The sequence below is a fragment of the Faecalibacterium sp. I2-3-92 genome (assembly GCF_023347315.1).
GTDB classification, from domain to species: Bacteria; Bacillota; Clostridia; order Oscillospirales; family Ruminococcaceae; genus Faecalibacterium; species Faecalibacterium duncaniae.
In genome coordinates, this window is sequence record NZ_CP094470.1 from 2,482,547 (window position 1) to 2,500,815 (window position 18,269).

The 18,269-nt window shown below is 48.0% G+C and carries 18 protein-coding genes, 1 pseudogene and 1 other annotated feature; of the genes and pseudogenes, 15 read left to right on the forward strand and 4 right to left on the reverse strand.

All coding sequences use genetic code 11. The features are described from left to right. Window positions 1-79 precede the first annotated feature (79 nt). The 5 genes and pseudogenes from MTP42_RS12075 (at window position 80) to MTP42_RS12090 (ending at window position 3,787) form a co-directional block, all read left to right on the forward strand. Window positions 80-574, forward strand: coding sequence for a hypothetical protein (locus tag MTP42_RS12075; RefSeq protein WP_249257425.1), 495 nt, complete (start codon window positions 80-82; stop codon window positions 572-574). After that, window positions 565-690: pseudogene (locus MTP42_RS12080) on the forward strand (IS256 family transposase); the annotation flags it as partial. The gene MTP42_RS12075 and the pseudogene MTP42_RS12080, both read left to right, overlap by 10 nt. Window positions 691-874: 184 nt before the next feature. Then, window positions 875-964, forward strand: a complete 90-nt coding sequence (locus tag MTP42_RS14785) for an IS3 family transposase (RefSeq protein ID WP_373099123.1) — start codon at window positions 875-877, stop codon at window positions 962-964. A 169-nt stretch (window positions 965-1,133) separates the two neighbouring features. After that, entirely contained in the window at window positions 1,134-2,879 is a 1,746-nt protein-coding gene (locus MTP42_RS12085; protein WP_249257426.1) for a hypothetical protein, read from the forward strand. A 2-nt stretch (window positions 2,880-2,881) separates the two neighbouring features. After that, window positions 2,882-3,787, forward strand: a complete 906-nt coding sequence (locus MTP42_RS12090; protein ID WP_249257427.1) for a hypothetical protein — start codon at window positions 2,882-2,884, stop codon at window positions 3,785-3,787. 137 nt (window positions 3,788-3,924) lie between these two features. On the opposite strand, the gene tnpA is transcribed toward MTP42_RS12090, so the two are convergent. Then, window positions 3,925-4,137, reverse strand: a complete 213-nt coding sequence (gene tnpA / locus MTP42_RS12095; protein WP_249257428.1) for an IS66 family insertion sequence element accessory protein TnpA — start codon at window positions 4,135-4,137, stop codon at window positions 3,925-3,927. Window positions 4,138-4,390: 253 nt separating this feature from the next. On the opposite strand from tnpA, the gene MTP42_RS12100 reads away from it, so the two are divergent. Next, window positions 4,391-5,386, forward strand: coding sequence for a hypothetical protein (locus MTP42_RS12100; protein WP_249257429.1), 996 nt, complete (start codon window positions 4,391-4,393; stop codon window positions 5,384-5,386). Between the two features lie 240 nt (window positions 5,387-5,626). On the opposite strand, the gene MTP42_RS12105 is transcribed toward MTP42_RS12100, so the two are convergent. Further along, the gene (locus MTP42_RS12105) at window positions 5,627-5,953 is read right to left on the reverse strand and encodes a helix-turn-helix transcriptional regulator (RefSeq protein WP_249257430.1); all 327 of its coding nucleotides are present in this window, start codon (window positions 5,951-5,953) and stop codon (window positions 5,627-5,629) included. Between the two features lie 153 nt (window positions 5,954-6,106). Between MTP42_RS12105 and MTP42_RS12110 the strand changes: the two genes are divergently transcribed. From MTP42_RS12110 to MTP42_RS12135, 6 genes are all read left to right on the forward strand, one after another. Continuing rightward, window positions 6,107-8,050 carry an Eco57I restriction-modification methylase domain-containing protein gene (locus MTP42_RS12110; protein WP_249257431.1) on the forward strand — a complete coding sequence of 648 codons (1,944 nt, stop codon included), beginning with the start codon at window positions 6,107-6,109 and terminating at the stop codon, window positions 8,048-8,050. Then, complete coding sequence (locus tag MTP42_RS12115; RefSeq protein ID WP_249257432.1) at window positions 8,050-11,358, forward strand: DEAD/DEAH box helicase family protein; 3,309 nt, start codon at window positions 8,050-8,052, stop codon at window positions 11,356-11,358. The genes MTP42_RS12110 and MTP42_RS12115 overlap by 1 nt, the downstream gene beginning before the upstream one ends. 234 nt (window positions 11,359-11,592) lie before the next feature. Continuing rightward, window positions 11,593-11,928 carry a type II toxin-antitoxin system RelB/DinJ family antitoxin gene (locus tag MTP42_RS12120; RefSeq protein WP_442899439.1) on the forward strand — a complete coding sequence of 112 codons (336 nt, stop codon included), beginning with the start codon at window positions 11,593-11,595 and terminating at the stop codon, window positions 11,926-11,928. Beyond that, window positions 11,925-12,245: a type II toxin-antitoxin system RelE/ParE family toxin gene (locus MTP42_RS12125; protein ID WP_249257433.1), complete on the forward strand. Its 321-nt coding sequence runs from the start codon at window positions 11,925-11,927 to the stop codon at window positions 12,243-12,245. Before MTP42_RS12120 ends, MTP42_RS12125 begins: the two co-directional genes overlap by 4 nt. Before the next feature lie 13 nt (window positions 12,246-12,258). After that, window positions 12,259-13,752 carry a recombinase family protein gene (locus MTP42_RS12130; protein WP_249257434.1) on the forward strand — a complete coding sequence of 498 codons (1,494 nt, stop codon included), beginning with the start codon at window positions 12,259-12,261 and terminating at the stop codon, window positions 13,750-13,752. Between the two features lie 217 nt (window positions 13,753-13,969). After that, window positions 13,970-14,404 (forward strand): cytidine deaminase, encoded by a 435-nt coding sequence (locus MTP42_RS12135; RefSeq protein WP_154276929.1) that lies wholly within the window; start codon window positions 13,970-13,972, stop codon window positions 14,402-14,404. A 187-nt stretch (window positions 14,405-14,591) separates the two neighbouring features. Here the strand turns inward: MTP42_RS12135 and MTP42_RS12140 are convergent, their stop codons facing one another. Further along, window positions 14,592-14,945, reverse strand: coding sequence for a cupin domain-containing protein (locus MTP42_RS12140; RefSeq protein WP_080788749.1), 354 nt, complete (start codon window positions 14,943-14,945; stop codon window positions 14,592-14,594). A gap of 142 nt (window positions 14,946-15,087) precedes the next feature. On the opposite strand from MTP42_RS12140, the gene MTP42_RS12145 reads away from it, so the two are divergent. Continuing rightward, complete coding sequence (locus MTP42_RS12145) at window positions 15,088-15,420, forward strand: winged helix-turn-helix transcriptional regulator (RefSeq protein WP_005943481.1); 333 nt, start codon at window positions 15,088-15,090, stop codon at window positions 15,418-15,420. A 295-nt stretch (window positions 15,421-15,715) separates the two neighbouring features. On the opposite strand, the gene MTP42_RS12150 is transcribed toward MTP42_RS12145, so the two are convergent. Beyond that, window positions 15,716-16,660, reverse strand: coding sequence for a bile acid:sodium symporter family protein (locus tag MTP42_RS12150; RefSeq protein ID WP_097773330.1), 945 nt, complete (start codon window positions 16,658-16,660; stop codon window positions 15,716-15,718). Window positions 16,661-16,768: 108 nt separating this feature from the next. Then, window positions 16,769-17,025, reverse strand: a binding site (T-box leader). 316 nt (window positions 17,026-17,341) lie between these two features. On the opposite strand from MTP42_RS12150, the gene MTP42_RS12155 reads away from it, so the two are divergent. Both MTP42_RS12155 and MTP42_RS12160 read left to right on the forward strand, forming a co-directional pair. Next, window positions 17,342-17,824, forward strand: coding sequence for a DUF6514 family protein (locus MTP42_RS12155; RefSeq protein ID WP_249257435.1), 483 nt, complete (start codon window positions 17,342-17,344; stop codon window positions 17,822-17,824). A 78-nt stretch (window positions 17,825-17,902) separates the two neighbouring features. Then, a complete protein-coding gene (locus MTP42_RS12160) occupies window positions 17,903-18,217 on the forward strand; it encodes a hypothetical protein (protein ID WP_097773328.1) in 315 nt (104 codons plus the stop codon). Window positions 18,218-18,269: the final 52 nt, after the last annotated feature.

Genomic DNA, 18,269 nt, shown 5'->3' on the forward strand with positions numbered 1-18,269 from the left:
AACTCACTACCGACTTCTTTCCAGTATTATTCAGAACCAGGGTATGATGTTACCAATAATCGTTGAAAGGATATAAAAAATGGGCACCATAAAATTATTTGAAATTCCGATTTATGCATTATCCGAAAAGAAACTAAAGGAAAAGGTTCATCAAAAAGAGGAAAACTTAAGAGAAAAAATCAAAGACGAGAAGGCTTTTCAGTACATTAGGGAAAGCTCCATTTTACCCTTTGGGAGCTGGGAATATAATCATTTGGTCGGTATAATCAAAATATCCGTAGAAAATTCAAGCATAATCTATGAACTTTACGGACAAACACCATGGGTGAAAAGGTACTACTGGTATACTTCTAAAAGAAAAGCACTTCGACGTAGACAAATTATTGGAACTCATTTTTACATCGGTGATGAACGGTCAAATGAAAACATTCAAAATAAGGTTGCTGATTATCTTTTACATAGTATAGTTCGAGATTATATTCCATCGAATTATTATGTTGACACAGAAGCATTTTTGAATGTTAATAAATATATTGATTATTTGGATTTAGTAGAAAAAATGGCAGTCTGCTGAAAATGCTGTATCTGGCGATGATGGATATTACGAAAAAGTGGACGGGTCGGCGGCAGGACTGGAGCCGCATCCATGCGCAGTTGTCCATCTATTTTGCTGAGCGTATGCCGGATTAACACCTGCTGCGGAGGAATGTCAAGGGTATATGAACGGTTTCGCCGCCCTTGACATTCCCCCTTGCCGGCGTTATGTTGTTGTTAAGGCGACAGCCGGATTCGCCGTCTGCCGCCTCATATTAAAATTGCTCTTGTTTTATAGCTGTCTGGACTTTACACAAAATTTGGGAGAGACCCTAACAAGATGATCGATAATTACATTTACTTCTACAACCACGAACGCATTCAACTAAAAACCGGACTGTCTCCGCTTTCGCTTCGTCAGTCCGGTTAACGCACACCCTACACAGGACGCTTTTTATTCATGTCTACTAATCTGGGGGCGGTTCACAATCAGCACCCAGGGCGGTGAGCGTTTTGTTTGATTGAATTCTATTTTGCTATGCAGTATACTACTGTTATGGAATATCCTGTTGTATTTTATCCCGAAAGGAGGGTTCCACATGAACTTTTTCGATATAAGTCTAATTGGCCAGAAGTTTGTCATAAACGAAGATGAGCACAAGGTATTACTTCAAATGTGCATCACTCCCCTCGAAAACACACCAAATCGCATTTTAGTTTTGAACTCTAAAACCAACAACCAGAATCTAAAAATCGTCGCTTGGAATGAACGATTAAAGAAGATTCTTCCGATTGCATGCGTCGATGCAAAACAAGTTATTGAGTCCGTTAAGAAAATGCCGTTTGATGATGTGCTTCGAGCTCGTGTTTCTGCACTACAAGTTGAAAATTTGGGGAGCAATGAGTCCCTTCACCTTGAAGCACTGAGTGAAGGAATCGAAATATTGATTGCAAGAAACTCGGAACCCGTTTTATCTGACACACATCAAATTGAAGTAGAATTTGACACCACCAAACTTATTCCTTTGCATTTTGTGTATGGTGCTTTTGATGGTTTGCGTATGTGCGTATATTTTGAACTTGAAGCATGTCAAGTGGTCTCAATCAAGAATTGGGGAATACTTTCACCAATTCGAATCTATGTTGATAATTCACCTTCTGGGGAATACTATGCACAAAATACCAACATAGTAGAAGAAACCGTGTCTTTTGAGTGTGAACCTCAGATTGTTGCAGCTCTTGAACATCGAAAAACTGGATGGATGAGGATTGAAAAAATCAACCCTATTGATTTGACGGACTTTTTAGCTTCGACTGCGGGATTGCATAATACGGTATCGTTCCCCGAAGACTATCCAACCGCACCACAATGGTATATTGTGGCAACTCCGGTTTCGGGTATTGCCTTTGGAAAAGACTTTGGAATCGGAAATGTCATGTTTTACACGGCATCCAGCGAAGAAATTATGCATATTTGTGGGTTCAGCCCCAAATTATCTGAATATGATTCTTTTGCGCTCGTCAATGTAAATAGCGATACGCTATATCATGCATTTGTTCAGGCTAAAAAGCAAATCGAGCAAGCAGTGGATTTATTGGTTAACATTTTAAAAGATGACAGCCTATACAGCGTTCACTCCATTGGCAAACATTTGTTGCGCCGCAACAATACCGTCTTCGAACGAAAGGTTTCTATTCCGTCTTGGGTGTATATAGAAGTACCTTTCACTGGTGGCAAGCTTATTTGCGATTATACCGAAATCGTTAAGCAGGAAAATTTACTTGTCCCAGAATCGTTTAAGATGCTTCAACATGAGCTAAACAAAATAGAATTGCTTTTGCTCAAAGCTAATGGAACAAATGATAAGGAATTAACCCCCTTATTTAATTCGTTGAAATGGATTCGGCGAGCATGGGATGCTGAGGATTTTGATGATAAGGTTATATACTCAATTATCGCATTAGAATTCATTGTTTCTAAAGAACCGAATTCTCCTATGATGGAAAAATCTTTGCGTAAAAAATGCAAAGGTGAAATACGGAAAATTATTGCTATGATGAAAAGCCCTCCCATAGATAAAACCCTGTATTCGCAGCAGGTGTGTGATAAGTTTGATAGAACATATACAGAAACCCCTTTTATGGGCAAACTGCGAAATTTAATTGATAGATTAAATATTCCAGTATCACCTGATGAGATGGAGCTAATTGCAAAGTGTAGGAAGCAACGCAACGGAATCGTACATGGAGAAAATGATTCAAAACTTCCAACAGATGAAATTTATAGACTTTGCGAATGTATTGGAAGAATTGCTTTTTATAAATTGGCGTCCTTGGAGGATTGATTATGAGCATCTTAGAGAAAAGTGAGCGAATAGGCCGTGAACTTAAAAACACCATAGAGGGGCAACATGCGCTTGAACTTTATAAAATGATCTCGCAATATCCTCAGGAAACTACATTTGAGTTTTTTCAGTTAATTAATCGATACTATATTCAGGCGCATTTTTTCTCTATACAACATGCGTTGGACATACTTAAGGACAATGTGGACAACGAAGTGTTAGGAACTCATGTGAGAAAGCTTTTATCTATTAATGAAATACACGATTTTGCTGCAGCAAATATTCCAATTGGGAAATTCGTCGAGGAAATAAGTAAGGTTGCCTTTGGTAATGAAGTTAAGTATGAACTACCGAAAGACGTTTCTTTTACCCCTGAACTTGTGAGATTATCCAACTCTTTAACCGTTGAGTGTTTAAGAACGAACATTTTACAACGCTTTTTGGCAGAATATCACACTAAGCCAGAATTTATTGCGGCAATCCAAAGATTTGATGAGTTGAGAGGTGCACAGCCGATTGTGCCTTACAGCAAGGAGGACAGAAAAATTCTCGGTACCCTGAAAAAAGAATTTGGTGCGAAATGTGAGGTTGACCTTTTACATTCGCTGGTTTCTATGATGTCGTATATAAAAGATATGATTTTTGATGCTTTCTATGATAACGTATTTGAAATATACGAAGAAACAGACATCATATCTCGAAAGCAAAAAGCTTTGGCGAACTGTATATATAACAGGCTCATCTTACACCCTGACATGCGAACTGTTGGGCCGAAGACTGGCTGGATTATGAAAATTCATAATTTAGACGGCAGCGTTACATATGGCCAAATTTTTAGCAAAACCATGCATTGGACGAAAGAAGAATGCACAATGACAGTTAATTCATTAGCATACAATATATTATGAAGCAATACTAAAGTTTTCTCAAATCCTGCGCCGCAATAAACAAGGAACAAGGAAAAAGGGGCTGTTGCACAAGCGCAACAAAAAGACCAGAGTTATTTAGCCAAAAGGCTTTACAACTCTGGTCTCTTGCTTTAACGTTAACAGTACCAAATGAAACGGATACCGTCCGGCGAGGATACGCTGTCTGGCAGGGTTTGGCGCACCTGTTTTTGACAGTAGTAAAATTGACCTTCGCCAATACCACGTTCCTTGCATCTTGCGTTGACTTTCATCCCACTGGCTTTCTGCTCCTTGATGCGTTCGGTCCACTGCTGTAGCATGACCTGACGTTTTGCTTCCGATATTTTCATGGCCTGTCCTCCGATGCTGAGCCAATCTGCTTTATTGTAAAGTGACTCTGAAAACTTTCAAAACTCTGAAAACTTGAGCATTAGTTGACTTAAGTTTTGAGCTTTCACTTCAATTTAAAAGTTTACCACGGAGGAAGGGGTAAAGTCTAACCACGGTTTTATTGAGCGCTTACGTTTTTTCGCACCAACTTGGTTGAAAACCAAATTTAAAAGCAATATAATAGTCACATCAAATAAAGTAGGAGATAGAAAATTGACTTTTAATAAAGTGCAAGCAGCAGCTTTTGATTTAATTCAGTCTGATGCTAGATTTTTATATACTTTGACAGACATACGTCAAAAAGCTCGAAATATAAATAGCAATTACATAATGATGTGCCAACCATATATAGGAATTTTTGCAGATGGTGCAGAGCAATGGTGTAAAAAATTAAAATTAGAAGCTCCTGCTTTTAATCAGAGAGAAAAAACATACTATACTGCATTAAGACAAGAACATAAATTGTTTGAAAAATCATATAGCGAATACGAGACACTATTGTTAGAAAAATTCCAAGAAAGCGACAATTATTTTTACAGCATTCGTCGTATCCGCGAAAAATTATTGGGCTACTACAATGTAGGCACAGATTATTGCAACAATGAATTTTGTGGAAACACTATTATCTGTGCGCTTCATACCCCCATAATGACATTAGGAAATAAAACAGCAGGAGTATCCCTTAGAGACATAAGTGTTATTGCAGGGAAACTTGCCGCTTACTTTGGGTGTACTGATTTTCCACCATATCGGTATAATGATAATATCAGCGTTGGGTATAAGGACTATCACTTTTATAAAAATTGTCCGTTAAAATTAAAAACAGATTTGGGCTTTGTACTATTTTCAGTACTTTGTAGTATCAATTATGTTACAAAATTTATTGATATATATTTCATCGAGGAAATTCCTCAGAAATTCAAATTTGCCTATTTGCAATATTACTATTTATGCGATTTCATAAATGAGTTGAATGCTTGCCAGCGAACCAATTACCACATAGATAGTTCTTTACAAGACAGGGACTTTCGTAATTGCCTTGCCCATTATGGATTAGGACAATTCTTGAAAGAAAACGAAATTATTGATGATGATATAATGAAAGGCTTAACTTATAAGGCTTTTAATACGGATTACCATTCCTCTAAACAACTTCTATATAAATATTTGGGTGATTTATCAGAACAAATCAAAGCGGACATATTTTAATAGCAATGGCGGCAGGGAAAATCCTTGAGACCATCCCTCAGCCAGGAATCCATTGAGGCAACGCTGCTCATTGCTGTTTAACTTTATTTTTCAGGAGTCCTTTTTGCGAACTTCCATTGACACAGTCTAATGAATCCCATCAATAAAGAACAAGGCATTTGGCGGTTCTGTATAAGAATCGATTCAATATTCTGTATAAAGCAACAGCCGCCCAGCGACCTTACGGTCTCGCTGGGCGGCTTATTTTTTGCGTTTCCAGAGCAAATATTCTTCGTAGCGGTGCATCTCGTTCTGTTCTTCTTCGGTCAGGCGCTGGCGCTGTTTGCGGGCTTCGTCCGAGGGGTCGATGTCGGTCAAGCCCAGAAGGTAGTCGGCGGAGGTGCCGTAGAGCTTGCAAATGGCAATCAGCATCTCATGGTTTGGAGAACTCTTTTCATGCTCCCAACTGCGGATGGTGGAGGTTGCAACATTAAGGGCTTTGGCGAGTTCTCCCTGTGTTTGGTTATTCCAATCTCGCAAGTCAGCTAATCGTGCTCCAATCATCCTTTTCCCGCCTTTCTTTGCCATAAGTATAGATGCTTCTTATCACTTTTGGCAAAAAGCGCCGAGAATCTTGTTAATTTACTTTGAAAGTGATAAGATACTTGTTAGTATAGGCTGGAAGTGCTAAGAACATTATCACTTCCGCCGCAACGCTAAGGCAAAGCGAGGGAATCCCCGTTGGAACAACTGATCGACTTTCACGCACCGGAAGTACAGGCGGTGCTGAATACGCTGCTAAAAGATAAATCCACCGGTAAAAACATCATCTGGGCAACCGACCCGCCGGAGGAACTGCAAACTGTGATGTACGAGCCTGTCACGGATAAATCGCAGATTACCGCACAGCAGCTCGGGCTGACCCACTACGAGGTGGTGCTGCCCCGGATGATGAAGCAGACCGACACCCAGCAGCAGCGCACCCGCAAAAAAGGCGAAGTGTTCAGCCCCGCATGGGTCTGCAACAAGATGAATAACGCACTGGATGCCGACTGGTTCGGTGCGCTGGGGGCAGAGCAGACCGCCGGGCAGTTCACCGTGGAGCTGCCCCAAGGCTGGCAGACGGTGGAAACGCCGGTGCAGTTTCCGGCTTGCAGCGGCAAGAACCCGGCATGGGTGCAGTATGTGCAGAGCCGCCGCTTGGAGGTGACCTGCGGCGAAGCCCCCTTTCTGGTGTCCCGGTACGATGCCGCCACCGGCGAGATGATCCCGGTCGCCCGGCGCATTGGCATTCTGGACCGCAAGCTGCGTGTGGTAAGCGAGAACGCTGCCACAGAGGACGAGTGGCGCAAATATGCCACCCATGCGGTGCAGTCCACCTACGGCTACGAGTATCAGGGAGATAATCTTTTGCTGGCACGGGTCAACCTGCTGCTGACCTATGCAGAGCATCTGCAAGCCCGCTGGCAGCGCAAACCCACAAAAGAAGAGTTACAGCCTATCGCCAACATCATCAGCTGGAACCTGTGGCAAATGGACGGCTTGCACTTGTCCGTGCCCGGCGGCAAGCCCCAGCCGGAGGCAGAACAGCTTGATCTCTTTTTCATGTTCGGAGCGGCAGAGCCGCAGCCGCCCACGGTATCCTGTAAAGTGAAAAACTGGCGCAAGGGCAGCCATGGAACCGCCCAGAACTTTGAAACCATTCAGGAAGGGAGTACCAGCATGAAGTTTGATTATGTCATCGGAAACCCGCCGTATCAGGAAGTTGATGGAGGTTCAGGCGCAAGCGCAACGCCGGTATATAACAAATTCATTGAGGAAACAAAGACATTGAATCCAACGGCAATGTCTTTTATCATTCCAGCAAAATGGTATTCTGGTGGTAAAGGGTTAGATAAATTTCGAGAGCAGATGTTAAACGACAAACGAATGGCGGTACTCGTTGACTATCCTAACTCGCTGGATGTTTTTCCGAATGTGGATGTTGCTGGTGGTGTATGCTATTTTGTGTGGGCTAAGTCACATGAGGAAAAATGCTACTACATAAATTACCGAGATGGGGTTAAGACATCCGAATACCGTGATTTGAATGAGTTTTCGACGTTTATTCGTTATCCAATCGCTGCCGAGATAGTTAAGAAGGTGCGTCTGAAAGGAGAGCAGACGCTTGATACGATAGTTTCCAGCCGAAAGCCGTTTGGTCTTGCTACAAATGTGAAACCGCTCAAAGCAGGAGATATTCAACTGAGATTTAATGGTGGGGTAGGCCCATATAAAAGAAGTTTGATTTCTACGGGTATAGAAAATATAGACCGCTATAAAATCATTATTTCATATTTGACGGCAGAACACGCAGGACAGCCCGACAAGAACGGACAATACCGCATTCTCTCGACAATGGAAAAGCAACCGCCGAAAGTAGTTTGTTCAGAAACGTATCTCGTTGCAGGAGCATTTGACACAGAAGCTGAAGCAGATAACTATATGAGATACCTAAAAACACGATTTGTGCGTTTTTTGATTTCGATTTTGGCGATGACACAGCATATCAGCAAAGGTATGTTTGGTTTTGTTCCTGTTCAGGATTTTTCAAGAGCGTGGACAGATGAAGAACTGTTTTCAAAGTATAAACTAACTTCTGATGAAGTGGCATTCATACAAAGCATTATAAAGGAGATGGCATAATGGCTGGCATAACCCTGCGCACTGCCCGGCAGGTGGTGCCCATGATCTACGCCTATACCACCCCGGAAATTGCCCGGCATAACGGCTGGACGAAGATCGGCTACACCGAGCAGTCGGTGGACAAACGCCTGAAACAGCAGACCCACACCGCCGATGTGCTGTACCATGAGGAGTGGCGGGGCAATGCCGTCTACGATGACGGCAGCGGCGAGGTGTTCACCGACCACGATTTCCACGCCTACCTCCGCAAGCTGAACGTGGAGAACGACCGCAAAAACGAGTGGTTCCATCTGGATGGGCAGCAGTCCCGGCGGTATTTTCAGGATTTCCGCATGAACCGGGGCCGGGTGCAACTGGATGCCGCCATCGCCTACACCCTGCGGGAAGAACAGGCAAGGGCTGTCCACGACACCAAAATCTATTACCAGAGCCACCCCGGCGGGGAATACCTCTGGAACGCCAAGCCCCGCTTTGGCAAGACCCTTTCCGTCTACGACTTCTGCAAGCAGGTCGATGCACAGACGGTGCTTATCGTCACCAACCGTCCAGCCATCGCCAATAGCTGGTACAGCGACTATGTGCGCTTTCTGGGCAGGGAGTCCGGCTATCTGTTTGTCAGCCATGTGGATGCCCTTGCCGGGCAGCCCCATGTGCTGGACGAGCAGGGCTATCTGGATGCCGCCGCACAGGGCGAGGAACTGTATAAGCGCATTGAGTTCGTCAGCTTGCAGGACATGAAAGGCTCCAAGTATTTCGGCGGCGAGTACGACAAGCTGCGCCACCTGACCGAGCTGAACTGGGATGTGCTGGTCATCGACGAAGCCCACGAGGGCGTGGACACCTACAAGACTGACCTTGCCTTTGACCGCATCCGCCGCAAGTTCACGCTGCATCTGTCCGGCACGCCCTTCAAGGCACTGGCGAACGATAAGTTTGCCGGGGATGCCATCTTCAACTGGACCTACGCCGACGAGCAGGCCGCCAAGCGGAACTGGCAGGGCGCACCGGGGCAGCAGAACCCCTACGCAAACCTCCCCATGCTCAACCTCTATACCTACCAGATGTCCGAAATCATCCGGGACGAGATCCAGCAGGGGGTGGAGATCGATGGCGAAACGCAGGAATTTGCCTTTGACCTGAACGAGTTCTTTAAGGTGAAGCCCAGCGGCAGCTTTGAGCACGAAGCTGAGGTGGACCGCTTTCTGGATGCCATGACCACCCAGAACAAATTTCCGTTTTCCACCCCGGAGCTGCGTGCCGAGTTGAAGCACACCTTCTGGCTGCTGAACCGGGTGGACAGCGCCAGAGCGCTGGCGAAAAAGCTGCAGGCGCACCCGGTATTCCGGGACTATGAGGTGATCCTAGCCGCCGGTGACGGCAAGCTGGACGACACGGACGAGAACCAGAAGAGTTTTGACCGGGTAAAAGCCGCCATCGCCCACCACGAAAAGACCATTACCCTGTCGGTGGGGCAGCTGACCACCGGTGTCACCATCCCGGAGTGGTCGGCGGTGCTGATGCTCTCCAACCTGAAAAGCCCGGCACTGTATATGCAGGCAGCGTTCCGTGCCCAGAACCCCTGCCTTTTCCACGAAAACGGCACCTTCCGCCGCAAAGAGAACGCCTATGTGTTCGATTTTGACCCTGCCCGCACTCTGCTGATCTACGAGCGGTTCGCCAACGACCTTTCACAGGACACCGCCAGCGGCAAGGGCGACACCGAGGAACGCAAGGCGCACATCCAGAATCTGCTCAACTTCTTCCCAGTCATCGGCGAGGACGAGGAAGGGGAGATGATCCCGCTGGATGCAGAAAAAGTCCTCAGCATCCCCCGGAAGATCAAGTCCAAGGAAGTGGTGCGGATGGGCTTCCAGAGCAACTTTTTGTTCCAGAACATTTCCAACGTGTTCAGTGCCCCGCAGGAGGTGCTGGACATTCTGCAAAACTTCCAGCCCATCAGCGAAGCCAAGGCAAAGCCCATCCAGATCACCCCGGAGACCGGCACAGACCTCTCCCTGAACGACAAGGGCGAGGTGGATTTGGACGAGGGCTACGTCATCGGCAAGGCGGCGGATGTATTCGGGGCAAAGATCTACGAAAGCACCCCCGCACTGGACACCGCCCTGCAAGACCTGACAGATGCTTCGGCTCCTGCCAAAGAAGAGCATCTGGAACCCCTGAAAAAGAGCATCACCAAGGAGATCATCACCCCTATGGTGGAGCAGGCAAAGCAGGAGTATGGCCGCGACCTGAAGCTGTCCGACCAGAAGCGGTTTGAGAGCACCGCCAAAGCCAAGATGGATGTGGCGGTGAACAAGGTGGTGGACAACTACCGCATCGACCAGAGCCAGTTGGAGACCCAGCGCACCCAGCAACTGCAAAGCTGCACCACCGCCCAGCAGCGCCAGCAGGTGAACCGGGAGTTTGACGCAAAGCAGCAGCAGAGCACCGCCGCCCTGATGGAGACCCTGCAAACCACCATCCAGCAGACGGCGCAGGAAATGCAGCAGACCATCGTGCGCACTGTGGAGACCAACCAGAAGGAGCAGGAGAAAAAGGGCTACGAGGACACCGTCCGTGACCATCTCCGGGGCTTTTCCCACACCATCCCGTCCTTCCTCATGGCGTATGGCGACGAGACCGTGACACTGGCAAACTTTGACCAGATCATCCCGGACAAGGTCTTTCAGGAGGTCACCAGCATCACGCTGGAGCAGTTCCGCTTTTTGCGGGACGGCGGGCCGTACATCAACCAAGCCACCGGACAGGAGGAGCATTTTGCAGGTCACCTGTTCGACCCAGTGGTGTTTGACGATTCGGTGAAGGAGTTCTTGAACCTGAAGGTCAAACTGGCGGATTACTTTGACGAGAGCCGCACCGAGGATATCTTCGACTACATCCCGCCCCAGAAAACCAACCAGATCTTTACCCCCAAGTGGGTGGTGAAAAAGATGGTAGACCTGCTGGAACAGGAAAACCCCGGCTGCTTCGATGACCCCGGCAAGACCTTCCTGGACCCCTACATGAAGTCCGGCCTGTACATTACGGAAATCGTCAAGCGCCTCTACCGCAGCGAGAAGATGCGGCAAGCCTTCCCGGACGATAACGCCCGGCTGGAACATATCTTTGCCAAGCAGGTCTATGGGCTGGCCCCGACCGAGATCATCTACCGCATTGCCATCAGCTACATTCTGGGCTTTGCAAAGGATCACGGCATCACCGCCCACCATATCCGTCAGGCGGATACGCTGGAATTTGCCAAGGCGGGCACCATGGAAAGGGAACTGGATAAGATCTTCAGAGACTGAGAAAACAGAATACGGCATAAAACCAAGGGCGGCTGTCTGCATAGGTGCAGAGGGCCGCCCTTGCGCTTTTTTACGGAATGGAAGGGAGGAATAAGCAATTATCAGAAGGACGAGAATCGCAGTGTTAAAATTAGGTGGACGTGAACGGTGCCCATCTGGGCAAGTACCAAAAATTTTTGGCAAATTCTGTGCAACCCGCAGAAACTAATGGACATTGTTGCAAAATAACGCAAAATGCGTTACAATAAAGCTGAGGTGATAACCATGGAAAAAACGATGACGCTTAACCTTCGTGTCAACCCTACCGTCAAACAGCAAGCCGAGGATGTACTGAAGCAGCTCGGTATCCCGATGGCGACCGCCATTGATATGTACCTGCGCCAGATCACCCTGACTGGCGGCATTCCCTTCTCTCTGTCCCTGCCGAAGGCTCCTGCGGCACTGAACGCTGACACCATGACCGATGACCAACTCCATGCAGCCTTGCAGGTGGGCATCAAAGAGATTCAGAACGGTGATACTGTGGATGCGGCAAGCGCATTCGCACAGTTCAGGGAACAGCACAGATGAAGCAGTATGACGTGAAAATTTCCCATGCAGCCCTCAGCGATATGGAGCAGATCTACAGCTATATTGCCGACCGTCTGCTGGAACCTGACACGGCTATGGGGCAGTATAACCGCATTGCAGAAGCCATCCAGTCACTGAACATCCTGCCGGAACGCTGTGCGCTGGTGGAAAGCGAGCCGGAGCGCACCCAAGGGCTGCGGCAGACGCTGGTGGACAACTACTCGGTGTTCTACATCGTGGGCGAGGATACCGTGTCTGTGGCTCGTGTGCTGTACAGTGCATCCGACCTTGTGCGCCGCCTGCGGAGAATGAAGTGAAAGGGGTGTTTGCATGACCGCCGTGATCTACGCCCGCTATTCGTCGGACAACCAGCGTGAAGAATCCATCGAAGGACAGATTCGTGAATGTACGGCTTATGCCGAAAAGAACGGCATCACCGTGGTCAAACACTACATTGACCGCGCCCTTTCCGCAAAAACCGACAACCGCCCGGATTTCCAGCAGATGATCAAGGACAGCGAAAAGCGGCTGTTTGACATTGTGCTGGTCTGGAAACTTGACCGATTTGCCCGAAACCGCTATGATTCGGCCCACTATGAGTATCAGTTGGAACGAAATCATGTCAAGCTGGTATCTGCCACGGAGCCTATCTCTGACAGCCCTGCGGGTATCATGGTCAAGAGTATGCTCACCGGCATGGCTGAATACTATTCCGCAGAACTTTCTGAAAAGGTCGTGCGTGGCATGACCGAGAATGTTCTGAAGGGCAAGTACAACGGCGGCACGATTCCCATTGGCTTCAAGGTGGACGAGGAAAAGTTCTTTCAAATTGACCCGCTGAAAGCCCCCTTTGTGGTGGAAGCCTTTCAGCGGTACAACGATGGCGCGACCATGAAGGAGCTGATGAACTGGCTGAACGACAGCGGTGTGACTACCAACCGCAACCAGAAGTTCACCTATAACAGTGTTCAGAAGTTGCTGACGAACAAACGGTACATCGGAGAAAACCACTTCAAGGACATCGTAATGCCCGACAGCATCCCGGCCATCGTGGACAAGGACTTGTTTGAAGAAGTGCAGCAAAAAATCAAGAAGAACAGCCGTGCTCCTGCCCGCCACAAGGCCGAGGATGATTATCTGCTCACCACCAAGCTGTTCTGTGGAATGTGCGGCGCGATGATGTTCGGCGAGTGCGGTACGGGTAGAAACAAGGTCGTTCATCATTATTATAAGTGCGCCACCGCGAAGCGTTTCAAGACCTGCAAGAAAAAGACCGTCCGTAAAGAGTGGCTGGAAGATTTGGTCATAGCTGAAACCATGAAGCTGATTCAGGACGATGCCGTGATTGATGCCATCGTTGCAGAAGTCATGGAGTTGCAGGATCAGGAAAACACCACGCTTCCTTTGCTGGAAAAGCAGATGCGCGAGGTGGAGAACGGCATTGAGAATATGCTGAACGCTATCCAGGCGGGTGTGCTGACCAACTCCACCAAATTACGTTTGGAAAAGCTGGAAGCCCAGCAGAAAGAGCTTGAAGTTCGGATTGCCGAAGAAAAAATCGCTCGGCCACGGTTAAGCGAAAATCAGGTTCGTTTCTGGCTGACCCGGTTCCGCAAGCTCGACCCGAACGTGAAAAGCCACCGGGAAACGCTTATCAATACATTCGTGAATGCTGTTTATCTCTATGATGAAAAAGTTTTGATTACATTCAACTACAAAGACGGCACAAAAACCATCACTTTCGATGAGATCGCCGCGAAAGATGCCCCAGAGGGCAATGGTTCGGATTTAGGTTGCTTCGCTCCACCAAACGAAAGCCTCTAACGAAAGTTAGAGGCTTTTTTGTTGCGTCTGCCACTGTCTCACGTCAGAGCAGGACGGTACAGGACTCGAATAGGGCGGCCCCGCCAGCGCAAGTCCGAGCGGTCGTACAATAGCAAAGGCAGAGTATCATCATTACGGTGGTATCCTGCCTTTTGCTATTCTTCATAGAGTATGGTATACTCAGCTCAACAATTCAGAAGTTGGCATGGAGATTTATATGAGAAACTATGAAATCGAAAACGAAATGTACCGCCGGGCGGTAGAACTGATTGAAACACGGTATCCTGTCGGTTGGGGTGGTGCTGGTGTCGTGCATACATCGAATGGAAATTATTACACAAGTGTCAGCATTGAGACTGCTAACGCATCTGCTGTTTTGTGCATCGAGACAGGTGCAATGCTTGAAGCACATAAATTCAATGAAAAGGTAACGCATTGCATGTGTCTTGTCCGTAAAGATGAGAAATCCCCCTATCAGATATTGTCTCCGTGCGGTATTTGCCAGGAGAGATTAAGATACTGGGGTGAAGATGTGCAGGTAGCAGTTACCACAGAAGAAGAAAAAATCAAATTCGTACAGCTGAAAGAATTGCAGCCCTATCATTGGACAAAAGCATACCCCGCTGAAGAACTTGAACATTGGAACGAATAAGTTCGCCGCACATCCTCATCGCATCGGGGAACTGCCCATGGGGCGGTTCTTGCTTTCACGCTTTTAGGAAAAGGGTTCGGGTACTTTTTTGTTTATTGAAGTTTACCGCAGCAACCGAACGGTAAATGAGCAAAGGCAGGGTATCACCATGATGGTGGTACCCTGCCTTTTGTTTTGATATGTTTTATCAGTAGATCACAGCATCCGTTGCAGTATAGCCTTCGAGAGAATTCTCCTTGACCTGAATACAAATATAAGTGATTTCAGAATTGCTTGCAGCAAAGAACTGACGCTTTGCCACGGGAGAAATCTTCAGCCAGTCGCCTGCTGCAAGGCTGATTTCTTCGCCATCGATAACGACCTTGCCTTTGCCGGAAAGAACACCGTAGATTTCCTCATTTGCCTTGTGGGAGTGGACAAACGGAACATTTGCTCCCGCAGGAAGCGTATTCAGGCTGATTTCCGCACCAGTCAGGGCGAGCTTTTCATGAAGCTCCGTCCGATTTTCCTTTCCAACTGTCATTTTTGTGTAGCTTGCCATTGTAAGCACCTCCATTTTGATTCGCAATCTTTCATTGCCTGAGCTAAGTATAGAAGCTCGCACATTCAAAAACAAGTACGCACTTTTTTGTAACTGTACACTCAAAAATGAATGTGATATACTATATACAGAGGTGACTGATATGCGTACAAAAGAAGAACTGCCGGAATGTCCGGTTGCAACAGCAGTATCCCTGATTGGCGGAAAATGGAAACTCTTGCTTCTGCGCAATCTGAAAGAGCGTCCATGGAGATTCAATGAGTTGCAAAGAAGCATCGACGGGATCTCGCAGAAAGTTTTGACCGAGAGCTTAAGACAGATGATTGATGATGGGCTTGCCTACCGCCGTGATTATCACGAGAATCCTCCCAAAGTAGAATATGGGTTGACCGATCTCGGAACGGAAATGTTACCAATCGTCAATGCACTTGCAGACTTTGGCAATTACTATAAATCAGTCGTTGATCGGTCATGATCGATATTATGAAGTAGGGTTTGGGGCAGGCACGCCCAACAAGAAGCTGTCCCAAAGGGGCAAGAATTTTCAAGAATTGAAAATTTGTGGCCACGGGACGATTCTTGCTTTCACGCTTTTAGGAAAAGGGTTCGGGTACGTTTTTGTTTATTGAAGTTTACCGCAGCAACCGAACGGTAAATGAACAAAGGCAGGATATCACCATGATGGTGGTACCCTGCCTTTGCTATATTATAAGTTCAGTAGATTGAAAGTTATACTGGGGTTTCCAAGCGTTCGAGGTTCTTATGAACCATCAGTCCTTCTTCTCTGCAGTGCGGGCAAAGAAGTTGGCAAGGACAGCACCGGAAATGTTATGCCACACAGAGAACACAGCACCGGGGATGGTTGCCAGCGGATACTGTGCAAAGTGGGCAGCGGCCAGAGAAGTGGCCAGACCGGAGTTCTGCATACCGACCTCGATGGAAATTGCACGGCACTTGGTAGAATCCAGCTTCAGCAGCTTGCCCACGCCAAAGCCGGTGAGGTAGCCCAGCAGGTTGTGCAGGATGACCACGGCCAGGATCAGCAGGCCGCTGGTCATGATCTTAGCGGAGTTTGCGGACACAACAGCGCAGATGATGAGCACGATGGCAGTGGTGGAGATCAGCGGCAGCACACGGACGGCATTCTGGGTGAAGGCTTGGAAGAAGTGGTTGACCACAAAGCCCAGTGCGATGGGAACCAGCACCACCTTGACGATGGACAGGAACATATTCACGGGGTTCACCTCCACGCGCTGACCGGCATACAGCAGAGTGAGCAGCGGGGTGAGGAACGGAGCCAGCACGGTGGAAACAGCAGTCATGCCAACGGACAGTGCAACGTCGCCCTTGGACAGATAGGTCATCACGTTAGAGGAGGTGCCGCCGGGGCAGGTGCCCACAAGGATGACACCGATGGCCAGCTCAGTGGGCAGATGGAACACCTGCGTCAGCGCCCATGCAAGGAAGGGCATCAGGGTGAACTGTGCAATGCAGCCGATGATCACGTCCTTCGGGCGGCTGAACACCACCTTGAAATCCTCCGGCTTCAGGGTAAGACCCATGCCGAACATAACGATGCCCAGCAGGGTGTTGACCCATGCGGTCTTTACCACGCTGAAGGTGCCGGGGAAGAACAGGGCCAGTGCTGCCACCACAATGACGATGGCGGCCATGTACTTGCCTACAAAGTCGCTTACTTTTTCCAGTGTTTTCATGTTAAAATCTCCTTTTTCCAGAACACTTATTTTTGCGGATGCAAAGGCAATGAAACATCCGGAAAATGGCTTTCCCGCAAACAAAAACGCCTTTATCCCTTACGGTTCGTAAGAGACAAAGGCGTAAATCCTCTGCGGTACCACTCTTATTGCCGGTGCAAAGCCCGGCCCCTCAGTGCGCATCCAACAATGCGCGGCCCGTGATAACGGGGGCCTGCCGTTCCCGCTTACTGGGGCGCAGATGCCGCCCATTCAGCCGGAAAGCTCGGAGAGGATCTTCCCACGGACACCCTGCACTGCCTTGCACCATCCGGCAGCTCTCTGCAGCATTCTTTCCGGGTACTCTTTCTCGTCATAGCCGAATATTTCACTGCCCCGGAGTATACTCCCCCGCAAGGGGAAAGTCAAGTGACGCGGCCCGTCTGATTTTTCATCTGGTTTGCCTCCGGAGTGAAAGCATTTCAGACAAGGGCAGTGCCGGTGTCTGCGACAGGCGATCCGCAGGCAAAGCAGAAGAGGCCGCCTTATCCGCACAGCGAACAAGTGATATACCAGAAAGCTCGATCTTACGGCTGATTTCGCAACTTTTTCTGTCAAAAAGTGGTTAAGCTGCGGCAAAGATTTTTCTTTTTGTGCTTTCGATTTTCCGCGGAGCATTCTTTCCTCTGTTGCTGCACGAAGTTGATTTTTTCTAAATTTTCTACGATATTCCGTAAAATTGTTCGTTCCTGCTTTCCAGTTCGTCTTTTTACTGCACCACCGGTTTCACCGGACATGCAAAACACGCCGCCAAATTTTGAAATTTTGGCTGTTTATTTTGAAGCCAAGAGATGGTATATAAATTTTGTCAGAACATTTTGCGGGCAGCGAACCTGCATTCATGCAGCCGTTTCAAAGCGGCGCGACAATTTTGATAGAGAGGTGATTGGTGTGTTTTGGTATCATTGTGTTATGGAACGACTTTATCATCCCGCGTGTGGTGTGTATACATCCTTTGGCATCGCCGCGTGTTCTACATCTCACGGACGACACCGAAAACTGCGGTTCATCTCAGATGTCTCCGTTGACCCGGTGCGGGTCCTTCGCCTGGCCGCGCGCTGTACCGCGTACCAGCTCGATCCGTCTCAGCTGATGGATGTGGTGGAGGATCTGCTGGCGGAATAAGGCCGCTTTTTGCGGGAGGAGTTTTTTCTGTCACAATTCTATGGTATACTGGTAGAAAAAACGCCGGAGGATACCACCATGGCAGAAATGAACCAGGCCCAGCGGGAGGAAGAGCTGGCCCGCCGTGAGGCACTGCTTGCCCAGCGGGAGGCCCAGCTGGAAAAGGAGCAGGCAGAACTTGCCGCCGCCAAAGCCCAGAGCGCTGAGAGAAAAAAGACTCTGCTGGACAACAACGACCCGAATTTCGTCAACCCCAAGGAAAAGCTCTACGATAAATTTCCCCTCACGGTCCACCAGATGGACATCATCATTGGGGTGCTGTTTGCCCTCATTCTTCTGTTTCTGGTGCTGGGCATGACACACACCAGCTTTTTCGGGTTGTTCGGCGGCTGAACCCTGCCCGCCCCACCCGCACAGGAACCAATAAACGCACGAAAGCCCCGGC